The 21,352-nt window shown below is 62.9% G+C and carries 17 protein-coding genes and 1 pseudogene; 15 read left to right on the top strand and 3 right to left on the bottom strand.

All coding sequences use genetic code 11. The features are described 5' to 3' along the window. Positions 1 to 11: 11 nt before the first annotated feature. The 6 genes from tolB to ftsH all read left to right on the top strand — a co-directional run bounded on the left by tolB (position 12) and on the right by ftsH (position 7,231). Positions 12 to 1,322: a Tol-Pal system beta propeller repeat protein TolB gene (tolB, locus tag O7B34_RS26605; protein ID WP_337142296.1), complete on the top strand. Its 1,311-nt coding sequence runs from the start codon at positions 12 to 14 to the stop codon at positions 1,320 to 1,322. A gap of 32 nt (positions 1,323 to 1,354) precedes the next feature. Further along, positions 1,355 to 1,732, top strand: coding sequence for a four helix bundle protein (locus tag O7B34_RS26610; protein ID WP_337148808.1), 378 nt, complete (start codon positions 1,355 to 1,357; stop codon positions 1,730 to 1,732). 244 nt (positions 1,733 to 1,976) lie between these two features. Further along, positions 1,977 to 2,483, top strand: a complete 507-nt coding sequence (gene pal / locus O7B34_RS26615) for a peptidoglycan-associated lipoprotein Pal (RefSeq protein WP_027141800.1) — start codon at positions 1,977 to 1,979, stop codon at positions 2,481 to 2,483. Positions 2,484 to 2,662: 179 nt separating this feature from the next. Beyond that, on the top strand, positions 2,663 to 3,757 hold the full coding sequence (ybgF, locus tag O7B34_RS26620; protein WP_337148809.1) for a tol-pal system protein YbgF: 1,095 nt from the start codon (positions 2,663 to 2,665) through the stop codon (positions 3,755 to 3,757). A gap of 58 nt (positions 3,758 to 3,815) precedes the next feature. Beyond that, positions 3,816 to 5,183 carry a tRNA lysidine(34) synthetase TilS gene (gene tilS, locus O7B34_RS26625; protein WP_337148828.1) on the top strand — a complete coding sequence of 456 codons (1,368 nt, stop codon included), beginning with the start codon at positions 3,816 to 3,818 and terminating at the stop codon, positions 5,181 to 5,183. Positions 5,184 to 5,305: 122 nt separating this feature from the next. Further along, entirely contained in the window at positions 5,306 to 7,231 is a 1,926-nt protein-coding gene (gene ftsH / locus O7B34_RS26630) for an ATP-dependent zinc metalloprotease FtsH (protein ID WP_027141803.1), read from the top strand. A 68-nt stretch (positions 7,232 to 7,299) separates the two neighbouring features. Here ftsH and O7B34_RS26635 read toward each other — a convergent pair whose 3' ends face one another. Continuing rightward, positions 7,300 to 7,665, bottom strand: coding sequence for a winged helix-turn-helix transcriptional regulator (locus O7B34_RS26635; RefSeq protein WP_337148811.1), 366 nt, complete (start codon positions 7,663 to 7,665; stop codon positions 7,300 to 7,302). A gap of 183 nt (positions 7,666 to 7,848) precedes the next feature. On the opposite strand from O7B34_RS26635, the gene O7B34_RS26640 reads away from it, so the two are divergent. Then, entirely contained in the window at positions 7,849 to 8,613 is a 765-nt protein-coding gene (locus tag O7B34_RS26640) for an SDR family oxidoreductase (RefSeq protein WP_337142293.1), read from the top strand. Between the two features lie 28 nt (positions 8,614 to 8,641). Continuing rightward, a complete protein-coding gene (locus O7B34_RS26645) occupies positions 8,642 to 9,511 on the top strand; it encodes an NAD(P)-dependent oxidoreductase (protein ID WP_337148813.1) in 870 nt (289 codons plus the stop codon). A gap of 73 nt (positions 9,512 to 9,584) precedes the next feature. Here O7B34_RS26645 and O7B34_RS26650 read toward each other — a convergent pair whose 3' ends face one another. Then, the gene (locus O7B34_RS26650) at positions 9,585 to 10,463 is read right to left on the bottom strand and encodes a hypothetical protein (RefSeq protein ID WP_337148814.1); all 879 of its coding nucleotides are present in this window, start codon (positions 10,461 to 10,463) and stop codon (positions 9,585 to 9,587) included. 369 nt (positions 10,464 to 10,832) lie between these two features. Between O7B34_RS26650 and glmM the strand changes: the two genes are divergently transcribed. From glmM to serA, 5 genes are all read left to right on the top strand, one after another. Next, on the top strand, positions 10,833 to 12,185 hold the full coding sequence (gene glmM / locus O7B34_RS26655) for a phosphoglucosamine mutase (protein WP_027141808.1): 1,353 nt from the start codon (positions 10,833 to 10,835) through the stop codon (positions 12,183 to 12,185). Between the two features lie 246 nt (positions 12,186 to 12,431). Beyond that, positions 12,432 to 13,274: an outer membrane protein gene (locus O7B34_RS26660; RefSeq protein ID WP_337148815.1), complete on the top strand. Its 843-nt coding sequence runs from the start codon at positions 12,432 to 12,434 to the stop codon at positions 13,272 to 13,274. Between the two features lie 303 nt (positions 13,275 to 13,577). After that, positions 13,578 to 14,435: an outer membrane protein gene (locus tag O7B34_RS26665; protein ID WP_337148816.1), complete on the top strand. Its 858-nt coding sequence runs from the start codon at positions 13,578 to 13,580 to the stop codon at positions 14,433 to 14,435. 255 nt (positions 14,436 to 14,690) lie between these two features. Continuing rightward, on the top strand, positions 14,691 to 15,866 hold the full coding sequence (locus O7B34_RS26670; RefSeq protein WP_337148817.1) for a phosphoserine transaminase: 1,176 nt from the start codon (positions 14,691 to 14,693) through the stop codon (positions 15,864 to 15,866). Positions 15,867 to 15,930: 64 nt separating this feature from the next. Further along, complete coding sequence (serA, locus tag O7B34_RS26675) at positions 15,931 to 17,532, top strand: phosphoglycerate dehydrogenase (RefSeq protein ID WP_337148818.1); 1,602 nt, start codon at positions 15,931 to 15,933, stop codon at positions 17,530 to 17,532. A 204-nt stretch (positions 17,533 to 17,736) separates the two neighbouring features. Here the strand turns inward: serA and O7B34_RS26680 are convergent, their stop codons facing one another. After that, positions 17,737 to 18,654 (bottom strand): DMT family transporter, encoded by a 918-nt coding sequence (locus O7B34_RS26680; RefSeq protein WP_337148820.1) that lies wholly within the window; start codon positions 18,652 to 18,654, stop codon positions 17,737 to 17,739. A 211-nt stretch (positions 18,655 to 18,865) separates the two neighbouring features. Here O7B34_RS26680 and O7B34_RS26685 point away from each other — a divergent pair, with 211 nt between their 5' ends. Together O7B34_RS26685 and O7B34_RS26690 are read left to right on the top strand one after the other, a co-directional pair. Then, positions 18,866 to 20,164 carry an adenylosuccinate synthase gene (locus O7B34_RS26685; RefSeq protein ID WP_337148821.1) on the top strand — a complete coding sequence of 433 codons (1,299 nt, stop codon included), beginning with the start codon at positions 18,866 to 18,868 and terminating at the stop codon, positions 20,162 to 20,164. Between the two features lie 75 nt (positions 20,165 to 20,239). Next, positions 20,240 to 21,352 (top strand): annotated as a pseudogene (locus tag O7B34_RS26690) (hypothetical protein); the annotation flags it as partial.

Genomic DNA, 21,352 nt, shown 5'->3' on the forward strand with positions numbered 1-21,352 from the left:
AGCGAGAAGACATGAAATCAATCCTCAAGCCGCTCCTGATGATTGCCGCGATGGCGATGGGCATGACCGCTGCCGGCACGCTGCCGGCGCTGGCGCTCGTCGAACTCAACGTCAACAAAGGCAATGTCGAGCCGCTGCCGATCGCCATCACGGATTTCCAGGGTGGCGATGCGCTTGGCGCCCAGATTTCCCAGATCGTCACCGCCGATCTGAAGCGCTCGGGCCTGTTCGCGCCGATCGACAAGAGCGCCTTCATCGAGAAGATCGCCAATCCGGACGCAACACCCCGCTTCGAAGACTGGAAGGTAATCAACGCGCAAGCGCTGGTCACCGGCAGCGTCAGCAAGGAGGCCGACGGCCGTATCCGCGCCCAGTACCGGCTGTGGGACACCTTTGCCGGACAGCAGATGGCCGGCGAGCAGTTCTTTGCCAACGATGCCAATCAGCGCCGCGTCGCCCACATCATCGCCGATGCCATCTATGAGCGGCTGACCGGGGAGAAGGGCTATTTCGACACGCGCGTCGTGTTCATCGACGAGTCCGGCGCCAAGAACGCGCGCAAGAAGCGCCTCGCCATCATGGACCAGGACGGCGCCAATATCCGCTACCTTTCGGATGGCCGGTCGATCGTGCTGACGCCACGCTTCTCGCCGAACCGGCAGGAAATCACCTACATGTCCTATGAAAGCGGCCAGCCGCGGGTCTATCTCCTGCAGATCGAGACCGGGCAGCGCGAACTGGTCGGCAATTTTCCAGGCATGACGTTTGCGCCGCGCTTCTCGCCCGACGGCCAGAAGGTGATCATGAGCCTGCTGCGCGACGACGGCAATTCCAACATCTTCGCCATGGACCTGCGCAGCCGCTCGACGACGCGGCTGACCAACTCGACCGCCATCGACACCTCGCCCTCCTATTCTCCCGACGGCAGCAAGGTGGTTTTCACCTCCGACCGTGGCGGCCGCGCGCAGATCTACGTCATGGGCGCCGATGGCTCGGGCCAGACCCGCATCTCCTTCGGCGACGGCGTCTATTCGACGCCGGTGTGGTCGCCGCGCGGCGACCTCATCGCCTTCACCAAGCAGAGCGGCGGCGAATTCCAGATCGGCGTCATGAAGACCGACGGCTCTGGCGAGCGCATCCTGTCGTCCGGCTTTCAGCAGGAAGGCCCGACCTGGGCGCCGAACGGCCGTGTGCTGATGTTCTTCCGTGACTCCAATGGCGGCCCGAAACTGGTTTCCGTCGATCTCACCGGCCGCAACGAACAGCCGATCCCGACATCGAATTTTGCTTCGGATCCGGCCTGGTCGCCGTTGCTGGAATAAGCCAGGAATTGGCGAATTGAAGAATTGAAGAGATGGAGAAAGCAGAAGGTTACGTTAAGCGAGCAAGGGATCTAGAGGTCTACAAGCGCGCTTACGTAGTCTCTCTGGCGGTTCACAAGGCCACGCTGGCTTTCCCCAAAATAGAGCAATACGCGCTGGCTGATCAGCTGCGGCGTTCCAGCAAAGGGATTTGCGCCAATCTGGCCGAGGGTTTTGCCAAACAAACCCACTCCAAAGCCGAATTCGCCCGGTTCATTTCGATGGCCATGGGATCGTGCAGTGAAGTCGAGACGTGGATTTCATACGCGTTCGACCTTGGATACATCTCACAGGCGCAACGGGACGAATGGCTACAATTCTATGCCCGTGTGTACGGAATGCTGGTGAACCTCAGAGAGAAGCTAAGGTGAGCATCCTTCTTCAATTCCTCAGTTCTCCAACTCTTCAATTCCCCTTTGCATTGCCCCTTTTTCCACGCCTTCGTCGCGTTTTGGCCGCATTTCCGCCTAGGGTCCGCGCCAACTGTGGCTCATGACAAACGGCTGCGGACGGGCAGCTTAAACCAAATTTTAACCGTGTTTCTTGAATGCCGGTTAACCCAAACGTGGTTACTGGGTGATCAACGAAATCACTCGAATACGAAGGAGAGGCGGCATGGGCCGTATCGCAGCACTTACCAGAAACCCGGTCATGATCGCGCTGGTGGCGATGCTCGCCGTCGCCGGTTGCGCCTCGAAGAAGACGCCGAACAGCGCCGCTGACCTTGGCCTCAATGGCGCCGGTGCTGCAACACCCGGCTCGGCGCAGGACTTCACCGTCAACATCGGCGACCGTATCTTCTTCGATACGGACTCGACCTCGATCCGGGCCGACGCGCAGACGACGCTTTCGCGTCAGGCGCAGTGGCTGAACCAGTACAAGCAGTATGCCATCGTCGTCGAAGGCCATGCCGACGAACGCGGCACGCGCGAATACAATCTGGCGCTCGGTGCCCGCCGTGCCGCGGCCACTCGCGACTTCCTGGTCTCCAAGGGTGTTTCGGCCAGCCGCCTCAAGACGATTTCCTACGGCAAGGAACGTCCGGTCGCGGTATGCGATGACATCTCCTGCTGGTCGCAGAACCGCCGCGCCGTGACCACGCTCAGCGGCGCTGGTTCCTGATCGGCAAAAATACAACACACTTCTGCGAAAGGCGGCCTCCGGGCCGCCTTTTTCATATCCGGAGGCCCGAAACAAAATTTGGCCGAAGTCTCGCGCCCTGCTATGAGCCGAGGGCGCTTGGCTGGTCTCACATCGATTGGAAGGCGCGAACAAGCTAACGATTGGACGGCGAGAGGCACATGCATTTGAGATCGGTTCTGAGCGGCACGCTTGCGCTGCTGCTCCTATCAGGCGTAACCGCTTTAGCGAGCGGTTCGGGGCAATCAACCGAGAGCGGTTTTTCCTTCCATCTGCCGACACTTGAGTTGCCCAGCCTTTTCGGTGAGAAGAAAAAGCAGGATCAGGTCCAGCTCGCGCAGTCGAGCGGCGCCGGCGTGACCGGGCTCGAGGACCAGCTGCGGCAGCTGACCGGCAAGGTCGAGGAACTCAATTTCCAGATCCTGCAAATGCAGGAGCAGATCCGCAAACAGCAGGAAGACAACGAGTTCCGCTTCCAGCAGCTGGAAGGCGGCTCGCAAGGCGGACAACCGCCGGCGCAGAAGAAATCAGACGCCACCACCGGGACCAACGCCGACGTGGCCTCGGCCCCGGCAACCCAGGCGCCGGCTGATGCCGGCGCCGCGCCCGGCGGCGATCAATCCACAAGTGGCAAGACGGTCGAGGACGTCATTGTCGAATCACCCGACGGCGACCCCGGCAAGGTGATCCCCGGCAAGGGAGCGCCCGAAAAGACCTTTGGGTCCATCACCGTCGACAAGAATGGCAATGTGGTCGATGCCGGCGGCAACACGCAGGCAACCGCGCCGGCACAGGACACGGCACCAGCCAACGGCGCACCGGCCAAGGCCGGCAAGTCCGGCGGGACGGTGGTCGCGGCGCTGCCCGCCACCAACAATCCCGAAGAGCTCTACCGCAACTCCTACCAGTTCATCCTGTCGGGCGACTACGGCACCGCCGAACAGGGTTTCCGCGACCACATCTCCCGCTTCCCCAAGGACGCCAAGGCGGCGGACGCACATTACTGGCTGGGGGAATCGCTGCTTGGCCAGCAGAAATACCGCGATGCGGCGGAAGTCTTCCTCGCCGCCAGCAAGGACTATCCCAAGGCCAAAAAGGCACCCGACATGCTGTTGAAGCTCGGCGTGTCGCTGGTCGGCCTCAAGCAGCATGATGTCGCCTGCGCCACCTTCAGCGAGGTCGGCAAGCGCTATCCTGATATTTCCAGCACACTCAAGGAACGCGTCAAGCAGGAGAAGGCACTGGCTGCGTGCTGATCTTTCCCAGGGATGTCGCAGTCCCAAACCCGGGACCGCCTTTTGGCGACATGCATTGATGCTCGACCCCGGGCCTGATTTTTCGACGAGACTTTTTTCGCATATCGATTTTACCAACGGCGCTGTTGCGGCCGTATCGGGCGGCAGCGACTCGACTGCGCTCCTTCTTCTTCTCAAACAGCATCTCGACCGAACCGCACCGTCCGCCAGGCTGCTGGCTGTAACGGTCGACCACGGCTTGCGGCAGGGTTCGGCCGATGAGGCACAGGCCGTGGCGAAGCTTTGCGCGGAGCGCGGCATCGCCCACCGTATCCTGGCCTGGTCCGGAGAAAAACCGTCGACCGGCCTCCCGGCGGCGGCGCGCGAGGCGCGCTACCGGCTGCTGGCCAGCGCCGCCCGGACGGAAGGCATCGGCCTGATCGTGACCGGACATACATCGGACGACCAGGCCGAGACGGTGCTGATGCGGCTCGATCGCAACGGTGCGGCCCGCGACGAGGGACGGGGCCTTGCCGGCATGGCACCCGCCACCTTGCATGACTGGCGCGACTGGATCGTGCGACCGCTTCTTGGGGTGCGGCGCCACGCGTTGCGCGATTTCCTGCGGCGCCAACAGGTCGGCTGGACCGAGGACCCGACCAATGCCGATGAGGCCTTCGAGCGGCCGCGCATGCGCGCAACCCTTGCCGGGGAGGCCGGCGCGCAGCGTATGAACGACGCGCTGGCGTTGGCGGCACAGGAGGCCGGCGCCCGCACGCGGCTTGGCGCGGAGGCCGCCTGCCTGGTCGAGCGCTTTGCCAGCCAGCCGGCAGCGGGCCTCATCCGGCTCGATCCGGCCCTGCTCGGCGCCGGCGACGACCGGGCGGCCGTCTACGCGCTGCGCATTCTCCTGGCGACGTCAGGCGGGATTGCCTTCCTGCCGGACCTGGCTCGCAGCGAGGCGTTGTTCGCCCGGCTGAAGGCCGGGTTTCTTTGCGCCACATTGTCGCGGACGGTGGTCGACTTCAGGCGCGCCGGCATCTTCCTGCGCCGAGAGATGCGGGGCTTGCCGGCGGCAGCGGCGGCGGTCGACGCGGCTATCTGGGATGGCCGCCGCCAAATCACGTTGAACGACGCCAGCGGTGCATTGTTGATCGCGCCATTCGGGGCGGCGGCGGCGAAGCGGCTGGCTGCAGGCCGGGGCGAAACCCCGCCCAGCCTGTTGCGCGCGGCATTGGCGGCTGAACCAGCCCTGCTGGAAGCCTTCGGGAAGGCTGGTCCGGCGCCTGATTGGCCCGCACCGCAAGGGTTCGCGGCCTCGCCGATCGTTAGCCCCTTTGCCCGCTTCCTGCCGTCCTTCGATCTGGCCCTGGCACGCGCCGTCGCCGGGTTGATCGGCGCGGCGCCGCTTCCCGCCTTGCCATTGCGTGGCCACAGTGCCGGTTGATGCTGGGCGAAAGCTTAACCCAGACATGCTGTTCTGCTTGGCAAGGGGGGACGCTCTCCCTATGTTAGGCGCAAGTTTCCTCTCATGATGCTGTCCGCTCGCGGACGCCAACGGGACAATTGATGAATCCGAACTATCGCAATCTCGCGCTCTGGGCGATCATAGCGGTCCTGCTCATCGCCCTCTTCAATCTGTTCCAGACGCCGCAGACGCGCGGGGCTTCGAGCGATGTGCCTTATTCGCAGTTCCTGCAGGATGTCGCGGCCGGCCGGGTCAAGACGGTGACCATCGCGGGCGCCCGTATCACCGGCACCTACACCGACAATTCCAGTGGCTTCCAGACCTATTCGCCCGGCGATCCCCAGCTGGTCTCGCGGCTGCAGGACAAGAACGTCACCATCAATGCGCGGCCCGAGACCGATGGCTCCAATTCGCTGTTCGGCTACCTGATCTCGTGGCTGCCGATGATCCTCATCCTCGGCGTGTGGATATTCTTCATGCGCCAGATGCAGTCCGGCTCCGGGCGCGCCATGGGCTTCGGCAAGTCGAAGGCCAAGCTCCTGACCGAGGCGCATGGCCGCGTCACCTTCCAGGACGTCGCTGGCGTCGACGAGGCCAAGGAAGATCTCGAAGAGATCGTCGAGTTCCTGCGCGATCCGCAGAAGTTCCAGCGCCTCGGCGGCAAGATTCCGCGCGGCGTGCTGCTGGTCGGCCCTCCCGGCACCGGCAAGACGCTGCTTGCCCGCTCGGTCGCCGGCGAAGCCAACGTGCCGTTCTTCACCATTTCGGGCTCGGACTTCGTCGAGATGTTCGTCGGCGTCGGCGCCAGCCGCGTCCGCGACATGTTCGACCAGGCCAAGAAGAATGCGCCCTGCATCATCTTCATCGACGAAATCGACGCCGTTGGCCGCCATCGCGGTGCCGGCCTCGGCGGCGGCAATGACGAGCGCGAGCAGACGCTGAACCAACTGCTGGTCGAGATGGACGGCTTCGAGTCCAACGAAAGCATCATCCTGATCGCCGCCACCAACCGGCCCGACGTGCTTGATCCGGCATTGCTCAGACCAGGCCGTTTCGACCGCCAGGTGGTGGTGCCGAACCCCGATATCGTCGGCCGCGAGAAGATCCTCAAGGTGCATGTGCGCAACGTGCCGCTGGCGCCCAATGTCGATCTCAAGGTCGTCGCTCGTGGTACGCCCGGCTTCTCCGGCGCCGACCTGATGAACCTGGTCAACGAATCCGCGCTGATGGCGGCGCGGCGCAACAAGCGCCTCGTCACCATGGCCGAGTTCGAGGACGCCAAGGACAAGATCATGATGGGCGCCGAGCGCCGCTCGTCGGCCATGACTCAGGCCGAGAAGGAGCTGACCGCCTATCACGAGGCCGGCCACGCCATCCTGGCGCTGAACGTGCCGTCGGCCGATCCGCTGCACAAGGCGACCATCATCCCGCGCGGCCGTGCGCTCGGCATGGTCATGCAGTTGCCGGAAGGCGACCGCTATTCCATGAGCTACAAATATATGATCTCGCGCCTCGCGATCATGATGGGCGGCCGCGTCGCCGAGGAGTTCAAGTTCGGCAAGGAGAACATCACCTCGGGCGCTTCCTCCGACATCGAGCAGGCGACCAAGCTGGCGCGCGCCATGGTAACGCGCTGGGGCTTCTCCGACAAGCTCGGCCATGTCGCCTATGGTGACAACCAGGAGGAAGTGTTCCTCGGCCATTCGGTGGCGCGTACGCAGAACATCTCGGAAGAGACCGCGCAGATCATCGACGGCGAGGTGCGCCGCCTGATCGACGAAGCCTATTCGACGGCTAAATCCATCCTGACCAAGAAGAAGAAGGAATGGATAGCGTTGGCGCAAGGCCTGCTCGAATACGAGACGTTGTCCGGCGAGGAGATCAAGCAGTTGATCGCCGGGCAGAAGCCCTCGCGCGACCTTGGCGACGACACGCCGCCGAGCCGTGGCTCGGCCGTGCCGAAGTCCGGCCGCCGCAAGAAGGGCCCCGAGCCCGAAGGCGGCATGGAGCCGCAGCCGTCTAGCTGAGCTTAGATTACAGGTTTCAAGAAAAACGCCGCGGCTTCAAACCGCGGCGTTTTTTTATTCGGTGCTGGTCACGAAGCGTGCGGCGCGGGCACATCCGCCTTGCCGGAGCGCCTTTCAGTCCGCACCGCATGTTGCTTGCCCCATCTGGCGAGCGGAATCAGGGCATTGTCCAACTCGATGCCGAAGTCGGTGATCGAATATTCGACCCTGGGCGGCACTTCGGGGAAGACCTGGCGATGGACGATGCCGTCCGCCGCCATTTCGCGCAGCTGCTGGATCAGCATTTTTTCGCTGATGTCGGGCACCAGGCGCTTCAGCTCGCCGAATCGCGCCGGCGCTTTGTGTATCTGCCAGAGCAGCAACGCTTTCCATTTGCCGCCGATCACCTCGAGTGCGGGTCCAAGTCCGCAACTATCTGGCTGTTTCTTTCCCATGTTTCATCCAATTCTGAGCAATCGGTGGGTGGCTTACATTTTTGTCGGTACTTGAGAAAAACCAAGTCGGCCCATAGCTTCGGACCAGATCGCAAACACCGGCGAGCACCACAACACCATATCGGTATCCCGCTTCGGCCTGCAAAGGCCGTCGAGGGCAGGATTTTGTCAAAAGGATGCATCATGACACGATACGCAAACAGCAAAGCTGTGGTGATCGGCGGAACCCACGGCATGGGGCTCGCTGTCGCCGAGGCATTGGTCGAGGGCGGCGCCGAGGTGCTGGTCACCGGCCGTGACGAACGCAACATCGATGCCGCACGCGCCAGGCTGTTTTCGCGCGCCCATGTGCTGCGGTCCGACATCGGCGACATGGCCGCTATCGTTACACTCGGCGCGGAGGTCGGGCAGAAGCTCGGCCAGATCGATTTCCTGCACGTCAATGCCGGGATCGCCTATCTGGAGCCGGTGCCGCAGGTGACCGAAGACAGCTACGACCGCATCTTCAACATCAATACCAAGGGGGCCTTCTTCACCGTTCAGCGGCTCTTGCCCCTCATCAGGGATGGCGGCGCCATCGTCTTCACCTCGTCCGTCGCCGACGAATCCGGCACCGGCGGCATGAGTGTCTATTCCGGGTCGAAGGCAGCACTTCGCGCCTTCGCCAAGGTGCTGGCCGCCGAACTGCTGCCGCGCCGGATCCGCGTGAATGTGGTCAGCCCCGGCTTCATCGACACACCGACAATGGGTGTGGCCAGCGCTTCCGCCGAGGAGCGTGCGGCCTTCATCAGGATAGGCGACGAGGTCACGCCGATGAAGCGTCACGGCACGATCGAGGAGGTGGCGCGTGCGGTGCTGTTCCTGGCTTTCGACGCGACCTTCACCACGGGTGCCCGGCTGACCGTGGATGGCGGCCTTGGCCAGGATCTGAGCCCTCTGCCGGCATAACCGGCAAAGCGAACAAAGGAAAAGCAGGATGAGCGATATTGCTGTAATCGGCCTCGGCGCCATGGGCACGGCGCTCGCCGAAGCCTTTCTCGAGAAGGGACACGCGGTGACGGTGTGGAACCGCTCAGCGGCAAAGTCGGAGCTCTTGGCGGCCAAGGGCGCCATAGTGGCCAGGAATGTCGAGGAGGCGGTCAGGTCGAGCCCGCTGATCGTGGCATGCCTTCTGGTCTACGACACTGTCCATGAGGTGCTCGGTCCCGCAGGGGACGCGCTTTCGGGCCGCACATTGATCAATCTCACCAACGGCACACCCGAACAGGCGCGAGCGATGTCCGTCTGGGCCGCCCAATGCGGTGCCCACTATATCGACGGAGGCATCATGGCGGTACCGCCGATGATCGGCGGGCAGAATGCCTTGATACTCTACAGTGGCTCCAGGCAAGCGTTCGACGATCATGCAGGTCGGCTCGATGCGCTCGGCACCAGCAAGTATCTTGGCGAGGATGCCGGTCTCGCGCCACTCTACGACATCTCGCTCCTGGCCGGCATGTACGGGCTGTTCGCCGGTGTCCTGCAGGCATTGGCATTGACGGGCAAGGCTGGAATCCCCGCCGGCGAATTCATGCCGCTGCTGACATCGTGGCTTCAGGCGATGCAAGGCGGATTGCCGAAATGGGCGCAACAGATCGACAGCGGCGACCACACCGCCAATGTCGTTTCCAATCTGGGCATGCAGGCAGATGCCTATGTCAATCTGGTCGATGCCAGCAAAGCGGCTGATGTCAGCACCGAACTCGTCTTGCCGATGCAAAATCTTATGCGACGCGGTGTGGCGGCTGGCATGGCCAACGCCGATCTTTCAAGTCTGGTCGGGCTCCTCTCCAAGCAAGGGAGTTGAGCCTGGCCAATGCCGAACAAAAAAGCCCGCGAACCTTGCGGCTCGCGGGCTTTGCTTTTTCAGATACGGTCGATCAGCTCTTCAGCTTGGCATTGCAGAGGCTGTAGAAGCCGCCGCCCTTCTGGATCCACTTCAGGCCGCCAAGCGTGTTGGCGTCCTTGTTGGCGTAGTACTGTTCGAGGCAGGTGTGCATGCGGCCCTTGGCCGGGGTCTCGCTGGCGAATTTCGGCGAGATGGCGGTCGGGAAAGTCACGCCCTTCGGCGCCACAGCAGTCGGCTTTGCTGGTTCCTTGGTGTAGGTCGCCTCGCTCGGAGCCGGCACGGTATCATCGTCAGAGGCGCTGGCGCCGCATTCGCTCTTGCGGAAGTCGTTCCACTTCATGCCGTTCAGCGTGTTCGCCGTCTTGGCAGCCTGATATTTGGTGCTGCATTCGGCCATGCTCAGGCCCTTGCCAGCAGCGGCGGCCGGGGCGGTCGTGGTCGCAGCCTTGGTGGTCGCCGGCTTGGTGGTGTCAGCGGCGGCGGATGCGCCAGCGGCGCATTCGGTTTTGCGGAAGTCGTTCCACTTCATGCCGTTCAGCGTGCCGGCGGCCTTGGCCGCCTGGTACTTGGTGCTGCATTCCTTGGCGGTCAGGCCCTTGGCCGTGCTGTCGGCGGCTGCGGTGGCAGCCTTGGTGGTCTTGGCCGGCTTGGTTTCGGCCGGCTTGGTTTCAGCAGCCTTGGTTTCAGCAGCCTTGGTCGTGGCCGCCTTGGTGTCGGTGGTGGCCGCGGCGTCGGTACCGCACTGTGCCTTGCGGAACTGGTTCCAGGTCGCCCCGGCAAGTGTCCCCGCGTCCTTGGCGGCGTTATACTTCGTGCTGCATTCGGCCATCGTCAGCGCGTTGGCTGGCGCGGCCAGGAACAACGTCGCGACCGCAAGGCCGGTCAGAGTAGCAATTCGGTGGATGAGCATAGCGTTTCTCCGTGGCTGCAGCCCATTATACGTCCCAGCGAATCAATAACGCTCAACGGTCGGTTGCGCCAGATGCCAAGTGGCGTATATATCGCCGAAAATCGCGTTCTGACGACAAGGTGATGAAATCATTTGACCTGACGGCCGCCGAAGCAAGAATTCTCGGGGTGCATCCGCGCCGAATGGCTCGCAAAACTGGTATATTGTGACGCAACCGCGTCTCCATGCTAAGCTGCCGCCATGTTGTGTGCAGTGCACAACAATGATTTTCTAAGGATTGGTAACATATAATCACACAATGTGATCGAGGCGCGGCGGCCAATTGTGGCATGACGTGCCGGCTAAGAACAATCGAGGGTACCGGTTAGCATGGCAGGGAATTACTTCGGCACGGATGGCATTCGCGGGCGCGCCAACAAGTTTCCGATGACCGCCGAAATCGCCATGCGAGTTGGCATGGCCGCCGGTCTTTCGTTCCAGCGCGGCAGCCATCGCCATCGGGTTGTGCTCGGCAAGGACACCAGGCTTTCCGGCTACATGATCGAGAACGCGATGGTGGCCGGCCTTTGCGCCGCCGGCATGGACGTGTTCCTGCTCGGCCCGATCCCGACGCCGGCGGTGGCCATGCTGGTGCGTTCGCTGCGTGCCGACATCGGCGTCATGATCTCGGCCTCGCACAATCCCTATTACGACAACGGCATCAAGCTGTTCGGGCCTGACGGCTACAAGCTCTCCGACGAGATCGAAGAACGCATCGAGAGCATGCTCGACAAGGATATCGAACTGGCGCTCGCCGATTCCGACGGGCTTGGCCGCGCCAAGCGCGTCGACGGCGTGCATGACCGCTACATCGAGTTCGCCAAGCGCACCTTGCCACGCTCGATGTCGCTTTCGGGCCTCAGGATCGTCGTCGACTGCGCCAATGGCGCGGCCTACAAGGTGGCGCCCGAGGCGCTGTGGGAACTTGGCGCCGAGGTCGTGGCCATCAATGTCGAACCCAACGGCTTCAACATCAACAGGGAATGCGGCTCGACCCATCCGGCCGGGCTGCAGAAGAAGGTGCATGAAGTGCGCGCCGACATCGGCATCGCGCTCGATGGCGATGCCGACCGCGTCGTCATCGTCGACGAGAACGGGGCCATCGTCGACGGCGACCAGATCATGGCGCTGATCGCCGAGTCCTGGCACCAGAGCGGGCGGCTGGCCGGCGGCGGCGTCGTTTCGACGATCATGTCCAATCTCGGCCTCGAACGCTTTCTTGGCGACATGAAGCTGCAATTGCACCGCACCAAGGTCGGCGACCGCTATGTCGTGGAGCATATGCGCGCGCATGGGCTCAATGTCGGCGGCGAGCAGTCGGGCCACATCGTGTTGTCAGACTTTTCGACCACGGGCGACGGTCTGGTCTCGGCGCTGCAGGTGCTGGCCTGCATCAAGCGGCAGGGCCGCCCGGTCAGCGAACTGTCGAAGAAGTTCGAGCCGGTGCCGCAACTGTTGAAGAACGTTCGCATCGCCGGCGGCAAGCCGCTGGAGGAAGCCCCGGTCAAGGCCGCGATCGAAGACGCCCGCCACCGTCTCGGCAAGGCCGGGCGGCTGGTCATCCGTCCATCCGGCACCGAGCCGCTGATCCGTGTCATGGCCGAGGGCGACGATCCGCAGCTGGTCGAGGCCGTGGTCAACGACATCGTCGGGGTGATCTCGGAAACGCGCAGCGCCGCCTGATCGCCGCCCCGGGGAAGGCGTCGCGCCGCCTTGGTTGCATCGAAGCTCGCCCCTCCGGCGGGCTTTTTTGTTGGCCACAACTGGTCTCCTTCTGTCGAAATCATCGCCGAATCCCTGGAACTTTAGAGATTCGTGGTTAATCGACAGGGTTAAACGCCTTTTAACCTTTGCAATTCATTATCCACGCCTGAAAGCCAATCTCATTCGGACACGATCGCCGTTCCGAGGTTTCTAGGGGTGACAAGCATGTTCAATACAGCAAGAAAGGCCCTGTTCGCGCTGCTGTTCGCGGGTTTGGCCTGGCCGGTGTTCGCAGCCGACCTGCCGGAGCCGCAGGTCGAAGAGGCACCGCCACCGGTCTACGAGCAGCCGGTGGATGTCGGCGGCTGGTATATCCGCGGCGACATCGACTATCACAAGTCGAAGGTGGGCGACATCGACTACATCACCTATGGGGCCGCCCCTTGCCCCTGCGGACCTCCTGTCGGTGTCGCCGGCAGCAAGACTTTCGACTATGGCAAGCTCAAGGGCGGCTTCTCGCTCGGCGGCGGCGTCGGCTACAAGATCAACGAACACTTCCGCACCGACCTGACCGCCGACTACTGGTTCAAGTCGAATTTCAATGGCGGAACCTCGGATCTCACCTCGACCTCGACCGAAGTGTCGAAGATGAGCGCCTTGCTGCTGCTGGCCAATGCCTATGTGGATATCGGCACCTGGCACGGCATCACGCCCTATGTCGGCGCCGGCATCGGCGGTGCGCGCATCAAGTGGGATACCGTCCACGATCCGAACACCACCGAGACCAATCCTGGCGCGTCCAACTGGCGTTTCGCCTACGCGGTCATGGCCGGTGCTTCCTACTGCCTGACCGACAAGGTCATCCTCGATGCTGGCTACCGCTTCTCCCATATCCAGGGCGGCCGCATGTTCGAATACGACACGAGCAGCGCCGGGCCCGGCTTCGACCATGGTTTCAACACCCACGAGGTGCGGGGTGGCCTGCGCTACCAGTTCGGCGGCAACAACGGTTGCGCCGCACCGGTGGTGGCCTACCAGCCCGAACCCGAGCCGATCTACACCAAGTAAGACTTGCACGACCTGATATATGCGAACCGCCCGGCCCAGCCGGGCGGTTTTTGTCTGGGCTGTCGCCAGGGAAGTACTTCAGACTTCGCATCGAAATAGATCCAAGCGGCACACTTCAGACCTTTGCTGTCCTGCATGCCGGCTTCTCCAGAGTCAGGCCATTTTGGGCGACATGCATTAGCGAAATCAATTCGCTAACGCTCTGTTAGCCTTAACCGCGACTTAACCACTATGGTTAACAATGCTTCCTGAAACGATGGTGCCGTCACCTATGCGACGCGCCGAATTCGGGAGCCGGGGACCATGATATCAATATCGCGTATGGGGCTGGCGCTTGCCGCATTCCTGTTGCCGCTGACGCCTGCAATAGCCGCCGACTACGATCCGCCGATCTATGTCGACCAGGCACCCGACTATGTGCCGGTCGAAGTCGGCTCGGGCTGGTACCTGCGCGGCGATGTCGGCTATGCGTTCAGCAAGCCATTCGATAACGAGGAGGTCTCGAGCGGGCCCCTGAACAGCTTTACGTCCGAGAGCAGCCTTTTTACAGGCAGCGTCGGCATGGGCTATCACGTCAACGACTATCTTCGGGTGGAACTGAATGGCGGGATTCTGCCGACCAATAAATTCGCCGATCATCAGAAACTTGCCACCACTTGCAAAGGCACGACGCTCGTAGATGACGGTTTCGGAACCATCAATTCCGCGCCCGCATCGCAGTTGTGCGACCAGATCGACAACGGCAGCAACAAAGCCTACAGCCTCATGGCCAATGGCTATGTCGATCTCGGCACTTATGTCGGGATCACTCCTTATATCGGCGGCGGTATCGGCCTTGCGTACAACAAATATTACAAGAGCATCGGCGCGAAGGATTGTGTGGAAACACCGGTAAATTCCGCCGGAACGGGCGGGTTTTTCTGCAATGACCCCGCAGGGTATGATGGCCAAACCGATACGGCCGCCAAATTCAACTTCGCCTACTCGATCGGCGCCGGGCTGTCTTATCAGGTTACCAAGAACGTTTCCGTCGATCTGGGCTATGAGTATTTCTCGGTGCCGGACGGCAAATATGTCGCCTATGACAATGGCGCCTTCAACATTCACAAGGGCATAGACTACCAGACGGTCAAGCTCGGGCTGCGCTACGACCTCTGGTAAGGCCTGGGAAAGACCGGGACTTTGATGGCGGATCCCTGTGGTCCGCCGTTTGCGTTTGGATCACGAAATCCTGATCGCAGACATTTCTGCTTGATTGCATGTCGCCCAAACCACCGCGCCCTTTTGTGCGACATGCATGTGGTATCCCGGGTGCGACAAAAACTTTCCTCTTGACGCCCGAGGCCTGAACGCATATCGCCGTCCGTGGGCCACCCCTCCCCAACGAGGGGCCACTATCTGGAAGGATAGACCACGATGACGACGCATGCGAAGCCCGGACTCCGTCCGGCAAATCCCAATTTTTCCTCAGGTCCCTGCGCAAAACGTCCCGGCTGGTCGGTCGAGGCGCTGAAATCCGCCGCGCTCGGCCGTTCCCATCGCGCCAAAATCGGCAAGACCAAGCTCGAGCAGGCGATCGCGTTGACGCGCGAGATTCTCAAGGTCCCCGCCGACTACCGCATCGGCATCGTGCCGGCCTCCGACACAGGTGCCGTCGAAATGGCGATGTGGTCGCTGCTCGGCGAACGCGGCGCCGACATGGTCGCCTGGGAAAGCTTCGGCTCCGGCTGGGTCACCGACGTGGTCAAGCAGCTGAAACTCGCCGATGTCCGCAAGATCGAAGCCGGCTATGGCGCACTGCCGGATCTGAGCAGGATCGATTTCGATCGCGATGTGGTCTTCACCTGGAACGGCACGACCTCGGGCGTCCGTGTGCCGGACGGCGGCTTCATTCCCGCCGATCGCAAGGGCCTGACCATCTGCGACGCTACTTCCGCGGCTTTCGCGCAAAGGCTCGATTTCGAGAAACTCGATGTCGTGACCTTCTCCTGGCAGAAGGTGTTGGGCGGCGAGGGCGCGCATGGCATGCTGATCCTGTCGCCGCGTGCCGTCGCGCGGCTGGAGAGCTACAAGCCTTCATGGCCGTTGCCGAAAATCTTCCGCCTGACCTCGGGCGGCAAGCTGATCGAGGGCATCTTCAAGGGCGAAACGATCAACACGCCGTCGATGCTTTGCGTCGAGGACTATCTCGACGCGTTGAACTGGGCGAAGTCGATCGGCGGCCTCGATGCGCTGATTGCCAGGGCCGATGCCAATGCCGCCGTGCTCGACCGGTTCGTGGAAAGCTCATCCTGGCTCGGCCATCTCGCTGTCGCGCCGGCGACCCGCTCGAACACGTCGGTCTGCCTGTCCTTCAGCGACCCGGATGTCGCGGCGCTCGACGCTGATGGGCAGGCGGCGTTCGCCAAGGGGCTTGTCTCGATGCTCGACAAGGAAGGCGTCGCCTACGACATCGGTTCCTATCGCGATGCCCCGCCGGGATTGCGCATCTGGTGCGGCGCAACCGTCGAGGCCTCCGATCTCGAAGCGCTGATGCCCTGGCTCGATTGGGCTTTTGCCAGCCAGAAGGCGTCGCTGAAAGCGGCTGCCTGAAACTCTCCGTGGCGGCCCGAGGGCCGCCCATTCCCGGATCAATCCCATTTTCAAGGAGGCCGCCATGGCGCCCCGCGTTCTCGTCTCTGACAAACTCTCTCCCACGGCCGTGCAGATCTTCAAGGATCGCGGCGTCGAGGTCGACTATCTGCCCGATCTCGGCAAGGACAAGGAAAAGCTGCTCGAAGTGATCGGCCGCTATGACGGCCTCGCCATCCGCTCGGCGACCAAGGTCACCGAGAAGCTGATCAACGCCGCCACCAATCTCAAGGTCATCGGCCGTGCCGGCATCGGCGTCGACAATGTCGATATCCCGGCGGCAAGCCGCAAGGGTATCATCGTGATGAACACGCCCTTCGGCAACTCGATCACGACGGCCGAACACGCCGTGGCGATGATCTTCGCGCTCGCCCGCCAGATCCCGGAAGCCAACGCTTCGACCCATGCCGGCAAGTGGGAGAAGAACCGCTTCATGGGCGTCGAGATCACCGGCAAGACGCTGGGCATCATCGGCTGCGGCAACATCGGTTCGATCGTCGCCACGCGCGGCGTCGGGCTAAAGATGCATGTCATCGCCTTCGACCCGTTCCTGTCGGAAAAGCGCGCCGAGGAACTCGGTGTCGACAAGGTGGAACTGGACGAACTTTTCGCCCGCGCCGACTTCATCACCCTGCACACGCCGCTGACCGACAAGACCCGCAACATCATCGATGCGGCAGCCATCGCCAAGATGAAGAATGGCGTGCGCATCATCAACTGCGCCCGTGGCGGGCTGGTGGTCGAGGCCGACCTGGTCGCGGCGCTGAAGGGTGGCAAGGTGGCGGGCGCCGGCATCGACGTGTTCGAGGTCGAGCCAGCGGAGCAGAATGCGCTGTTCGGCATGGATAACGTGGTGGCAACACCACACCTTGGCGCCTCGACGGCGGAAGCGCAGGAGAATGTCGCCCTGCAGGTCGCCGAACAGATGGCCGACTATCTGATCAAGGGCGCGGTCTCCAACGCCATCAACATGCCCTCGATCACGGCGGAAGAGGCGCCGCGGCTGAAGCCGTTCGTCAAGCTCGCCGAAGTGCTCGGCGCCTTTGTCGGCCAGGTCACCGAGGATCCGATCAGCGAGGTCGAGATATTGTTCGACGGCTCGACCGCGACGATGAACACGCGTGCGCTGATCAGTGCCGCCCTTGCCGGACTGATCCGGCCGCAGGTCGCCGACGTCAACATGGTCTCGGCACCGATCATGGTGAAGGAGCGTGGCATCATCGTCGCCGAGGTCAAGCGCGACAAGTCGGGCGTCTTCGACGGCTATATCAAGCTCACCGTCAAGACCGAGCACAGGACCCGCTCGATCGCCGGCACCTGCTTCTCCGACGGCAAGCCGCGCTTCATTCAGATCAAGGGCATCAATCTCGACGCCGAGGTCGGCCAGCACATGCTCTATACGACCAATGCCGACGCACCAGGCATCATCGGGCTGCTCGGCACGGTGTGCGGCGAGAATGGCGTCAACATCGCCAACTTCCAGCTTGGGCGCAACCGACCCGGCGGCGACGCCATCGCGCTGCTCTATCTCGACGCGCCGTTCCCGGAAAAAGTGCTGGAGCAGGTGCGAGGCCACATGTCGATCGACTCGGCAAAGCGCCTCCAGTTCGACGTGGGCGGGATCTAGCTCTCCGCACCTCCCCAGGCGACAAGCACACGACGCCCCGTTTGCCGGAATGCATGCGGGGCGTTTCCACGACTGCTGGAACCACCCGGCGGATGCGCCGTTGCCGACGGTGGCTTGATTTGGAAGCCTCTAGTCGGCGGTTCAATGTTTGATGGAATCGCCGAACCGCTTCAACTCTTTACATGGCAATCTCTAGGGAAAGTGCTACGCGCGCTTCCTGGAATTGCTCTGGCCAGAAGCCATCTTGCGCCCGCTGTGTTCGGCGAGCCCGATGCCGCCCAGAACGAGAACCAGCGACAGCGCCTGATAGAGCTGGAAGGTCTCGCCAACGATCAGCACCGAAAGCAGCGTGCCGAAGATCGGTACCAGATTGATGAACAGGCCAGCGCGGTTGGCGCCGATGAGCTCGTTGCCCCTGATATAGGTTATTTGCGAGATCACCGAAGCGCCGATCGCCGTGTAGACGATGACAGCCCAGCCGCGCGTATCGGGCACGATCACCTTGCCGGCGGCGGCTTCCCACAGGAAGAAGGGCAGCGAGGTGATGAGCGCGGCGAACGACATGGCCAGCATCAGGCTCTGCCAGCGCATCGCCGGCTTCAGCCGCAACCCGACCGAATAGCCGCTGTAGAGAACGACCGCGACCAGCATGATGGCGTCTCCGAAATTGAGTTCCAGCGTCAGCAGCCGGCGGGGATCGCCATGACAGGCCGTCAGGATGACACCGAAGATGGTCAGCGCCACCCCGGCGATCTGCGCCCAGTTCACGCGCAGGCGGAAGAAAACGAAATTGGCTGTCATGATCAGGATCGGCATCGCCGCCTGTTCGATCGAGACATTGATCGCCGTGGTGTAATTCAGCGCGGTGTAGAAGATGGTGTTGAACAGGGTGAATCCGCTGGCGCCCAGCGCCGCCAGCACGAACCAGTGCCTGCGCACGGCCTGCCAATCCTCCTGGATCGTGCGCCAGCCGATCGGCAGCAGGATCGCCACGGCCAGCATCCAGCGCAGGAAGACCAGCGTCATCGGCGAGACGTGTTCGACCGCCAGCTTGCCGGCCACCGAATTGCCGCCCCACAGCAAGGTGGTGAGCAGCAGGAATATGTAGGCGTTTCGATGCATCGCGGGCTTCCGGCCGCGGGATGGGCCGCGGTGTTTGCCGGCCTATTGCCCCCACCAGCCCAAGTAAATGATGTCAAAGCCGGAAATTGTTGTGCCTCAGGGCATTTTTGGCGGCAAAGAAAGGTCGCACTCGCGAGGTCTTGACGCTATAGAGGCCTGTCGTTTCGAACCATATCCAAGCCGCGCGGCGGCGTCTCAAGGGAAAAGAAACATGGCCAATGTGGTGGTCGTCGGCTCGCAATGGGGCGACGAAGGCAAGGGCAAGATCGTCGACTGGCTGTCGGAGCGTGCCGATGTGGTGGTGCGTTTCCAGGGAGGCCACAATGCCGGTCATACGCTGGTCGTCGACGGTAAGGTCTACAAGCTGTCGCTGCTGCCTTCGGGCGTCGTGCGGGAAGGCAAGCTGTCCATCATCGGCAATGGCGTGGTCTTTGATCCGCATGCTTTCGTCGCCGAAGTGGAGAAGCTCAAGGCGCAGGGCGTGGAAGTGACGCCGGATCGCCTGAAAATAGCCGAAAACACGGCGCTTATCCTGTCCGTACACCGGGAACTGGACGGATTCCGCGAGGATGCCGCTTCGAATTCCGGAACGAAGATTGGCACGACCCGACGCGGTATCGGCCCCGCCTACGAGGACAAGGTGGGCCGGCGCGCGGTTCGGGTGATGGATCTGGCGGATTTGGAAACTTTGCCCCTGAAGGTCGACAGGCTGCTGACGCACCACAATGCGCTGCGTCGCGGCCTCGGCCACGCCGAAGTCACGCATGACGCGATCATGCAGGAATTGACCTCGGTCGCGAACAACATCCTGCCCTATATGGATCGCGTCTGGAAGGTGCTCGACGACAAGCGCCGCGCCGGCGAGCGCATCCTGTTCGAGGGCGCGCAAGGCACGCTGCTCGACATCGACCACGGCACCTATCCGTTCGTCACCTCGTCCAACACGGTCGCCGGCCAGGCCGCAGCCGGCTCCGGCGTCGGCCCGGGCGCCGTCGGCTATGTTCTCGGCATCACCAAGGCCTACACGACGCGCGTCGGCGAAGGTCCGTTCCCGACCGAGCAGAAGAACGAGGTTGGCGAGTTCCTCGGCACGCGCGGCCATGAATTCGGTGTCGTCACCGGGCGCAAGCGCCGCTGCGGCTGGTTCGACGCGGTGCTGGTGCGCCAGGCGGTCGCCGTCAACGGCATCAAAGGCATCGCGCTGACCAAGCTCGATGTGCTCGACGGGCTGGACGAGATCAAGGTCTGTACCGGCTACAGGCTCGACGGCGAGACGATCGACTATCTGCCGGCAAGCCAGGGCGCGCAGGCCCGCGTCGAACCCATCTACGAGACGCTGGAAGGCTGGAAAGGCACCACCGCCGGCGCACGCAGCTGGAACGATCTTCCGGCCCAGGCCGTCAAATATGTCCGATACATAGAGGAGTTGATCGGCGCGCCGGTCGCGCTCCTCTCCACCAGCCCGGAACGGGACGACACGATACTTGTGACCGATCCGTTTCAAGACTAGTTTCTGAAGCCTTTCCGGGCATCGCGGCTGATTTGCGGGGGCCGGCGCGGAGGCAAAATACAGGTCGACTGAAGCATGGCAGATTTCGTTGCTGTTCTGAAAAACGCGTTCGAGAAGCACGGCGACGAGACGCCCGAGAAGCGTACGCGCATCTATAACAGCGTGCGCGCCATGCTGGCGAAGAAGCTTGCGGCATATTCGCCGCCGCTGGCTCCCGAGGCCATAGACAAACAGAAACGCTCGCTGGACGACGCCATTGCCGGCGTCGAGCGTGAGTACGTCAAAAGCGTTCCGGAGACGGATCCGCTCGCGGAACTGGAACACATCTTTTCCTCCATCGACCGTAACAAGAACCAGTCGAGCCACGTCAAGCAGCCAGTCAAGGCCGAACCGGTTCCCGCTTCGTCTCCGTATCGGCCCGCCCCTGCCGCGGCCAGCCCGGAGCCGTACAAACCGGCGCAGCCCGTGGCGAATCCCGAGCCCTACCGGCCTGCTCCAGCCGCCAAATCCGAGCCAGGCTGGCAAAGGCCGACCCCGGTGCAGCCCGCTCCGGACTTTTCGGAAAAGACCTTGTCGGGGATGGACGCGAATCGGGACGACGACCAGGACGATGTCTTTGCCGATGACGAAGCGCCGGCGGGCGCCGACGCTTTCGAGCGTTCGCGCCCGGCTGAACGCAAGCGCAGCTATGGCGGGCTGATCGCCGCTGTCGTCGCATTGCTGGTCGTTGCCGGCGGCGGTTACGGCATCTGGCTGAACAAGGACGCCTTCGGCAGGATGCTGGGCCTGGACGGCAGCAAGGTCGTTGCCAAGACGGAACCTGTGAAAACGACGCCGGCCAAGCCGGCCAAGCCGGCGACCGATGCCGCGGCCGCGCCACCGGGGCCCGCGACCGGAGCGGAAGGCACGAAATTCACGCAGCGGCTGACGCCTGAAGGCGGCGAAACCGACCCCGGCCCGGGGGGTGGGCAGAGCGGCATAGGCGAGGGCGAATCCGTCGCCGCGCTGACGACACCGCCAACGGCAACGAATGCGCCCGCCACGGCAGCGCCGGCGGTTCCCGCGCCGGCTGCCAATACGCCGGCTGCAGGTACGCCCACGGCAGGCGCGCCAGCCGCGACCACGCCTGCGGCGGGCACCCCGCCCGCGACACCACCCGCCAATGGAACCGCGCCCGCGGCCCCGGCC

The organism is Mesorhizobium sp. Cs1299R1N3 (assembly GCF_037179625.1).
Lineage (GTDB): Bacteria > Pseudomonadota > Alphaproteobacteria > Rhizobiales > Rhizobiaceae > Mesorhizobium > Mesorhizobium salmacidum.

Excerpts from the sequence above, each read along its gene's own strand:
- tolB (WP_337142296.1), top strand. The coding sequence starts at position 12 with ATGAAATCAATCCTCAAGCCGCTCCTGATGATTGCCGCGATGGCGATG.
- O7B34_RS26610 (WP_337148808.1), top strand. The coding sequence starts at position 1,355 with ATGGAGAAAGCAGAAGGTTACGTTAAGCGAGCAAGGGATCTAGAGGTC.
- pal (WP_027141800.1), top strand. The coding sequence starts at position 1,977 with ATGGGCCGTATCGCAGCACTTACCAGAAACCCGGTCATGATCGCGCTG.
- ybgF (WP_337148809.1), top strand. The coding sequence starts at position 2,663 with ATGCATTTGAGATCGGTTCTGAGCGGCACGCTTGCGCTGCTGCTCCTA.
- tilS (WP_337148828.1), top strand. The coding sequence starts at position 3,816 with ATGCTCGACCCCGGGCCTGATTTTTCGACGAGACTTTTTTCGCATATC.
- ftsH (WP_027141803.1), top strand. The coding sequence starts at position 5,306 with ATGAATCCGAACTATCGCAATCTCGCGCTCTGGGCGATCATAGCGGTC.
- O7B34_RS26635 (WP_337148811.1), bottom strand. The coding sequence starts at position 7,665 with ATGGGAAAGAAACAGCCAGATAGTTGCGGACTTGGACCCGCACTCGAG.
- O7B34_RS26640 (WP_337142293.1), top strand. The coding sequence starts at position 7,849 with ATGACACGATACGCAAACAGCAAAGCTGTGGTGATCGGCGGAACCCAC.
- O7B34_RS26645 (WP_337148813.1), top strand. The coding sequence starts at position 8,642 with ATGAGCGATATTGCTGTAATCGGCCTCGGCGCCATGGGCACGGCGCTC.
- O7B34_RS26650 (WP_337148814.1), bottom strand. The coding sequence starts at position 10,463 with ATGCTCATCCACCGAATTGCTACTCTGACCGGCCTTGCGGTCGCGACG.
- glmM (WP_027141808.1), top strand. The coding sequence starts at position 10,833 with ATGGCAGGGAATTACTTCGGCACGGATGGCATTCGCGGGCGCGCCAAC.
- O7B34_RS26660 (WP_337148815.1), top strand. The coding sequence starts at position 12,432 with ATGTTCAATACAGCAAGAAAGGCCCTGTTCGCGCTGCTGTTCGCGGGT.
- O7B34_RS26665 (WP_337148816.1), top strand. The coding sequence starts at position 13,578 with ATGATATCAATATCGCGTATGGGGCTGGCGCTTGCCGCATTCCTGTTG.
- O7B34_RS26670 (WP_337148817.1), top strand. The coding sequence starts at position 14,691 with ATGACGACGCATGCGAAGCCCGGACTCCGTCCGGCAAATCCCAATTTT.
- serA (WP_337148818.1), top strand. The coding sequence starts at position 15,931 with ATGGCGCCCCGCGTTCTCGTCTCTGACAAACTCTCTCCCACGGCCGTG.
- O7B34_RS26680 (WP_337148820.1), bottom strand. The coding sequence starts at position 18,654 with ATGCATCGAAACGCCTACATATTCCTGCTGCTCACCACCTTGCTGTGG.
- O7B34_RS26685 (WP_337148821.1), top strand. The coding sequence starts at position 18,866 with ATGGCCAATGTGGTGGTCGTCGGCTCGCAATGGGGCGACGAAGGCAAG.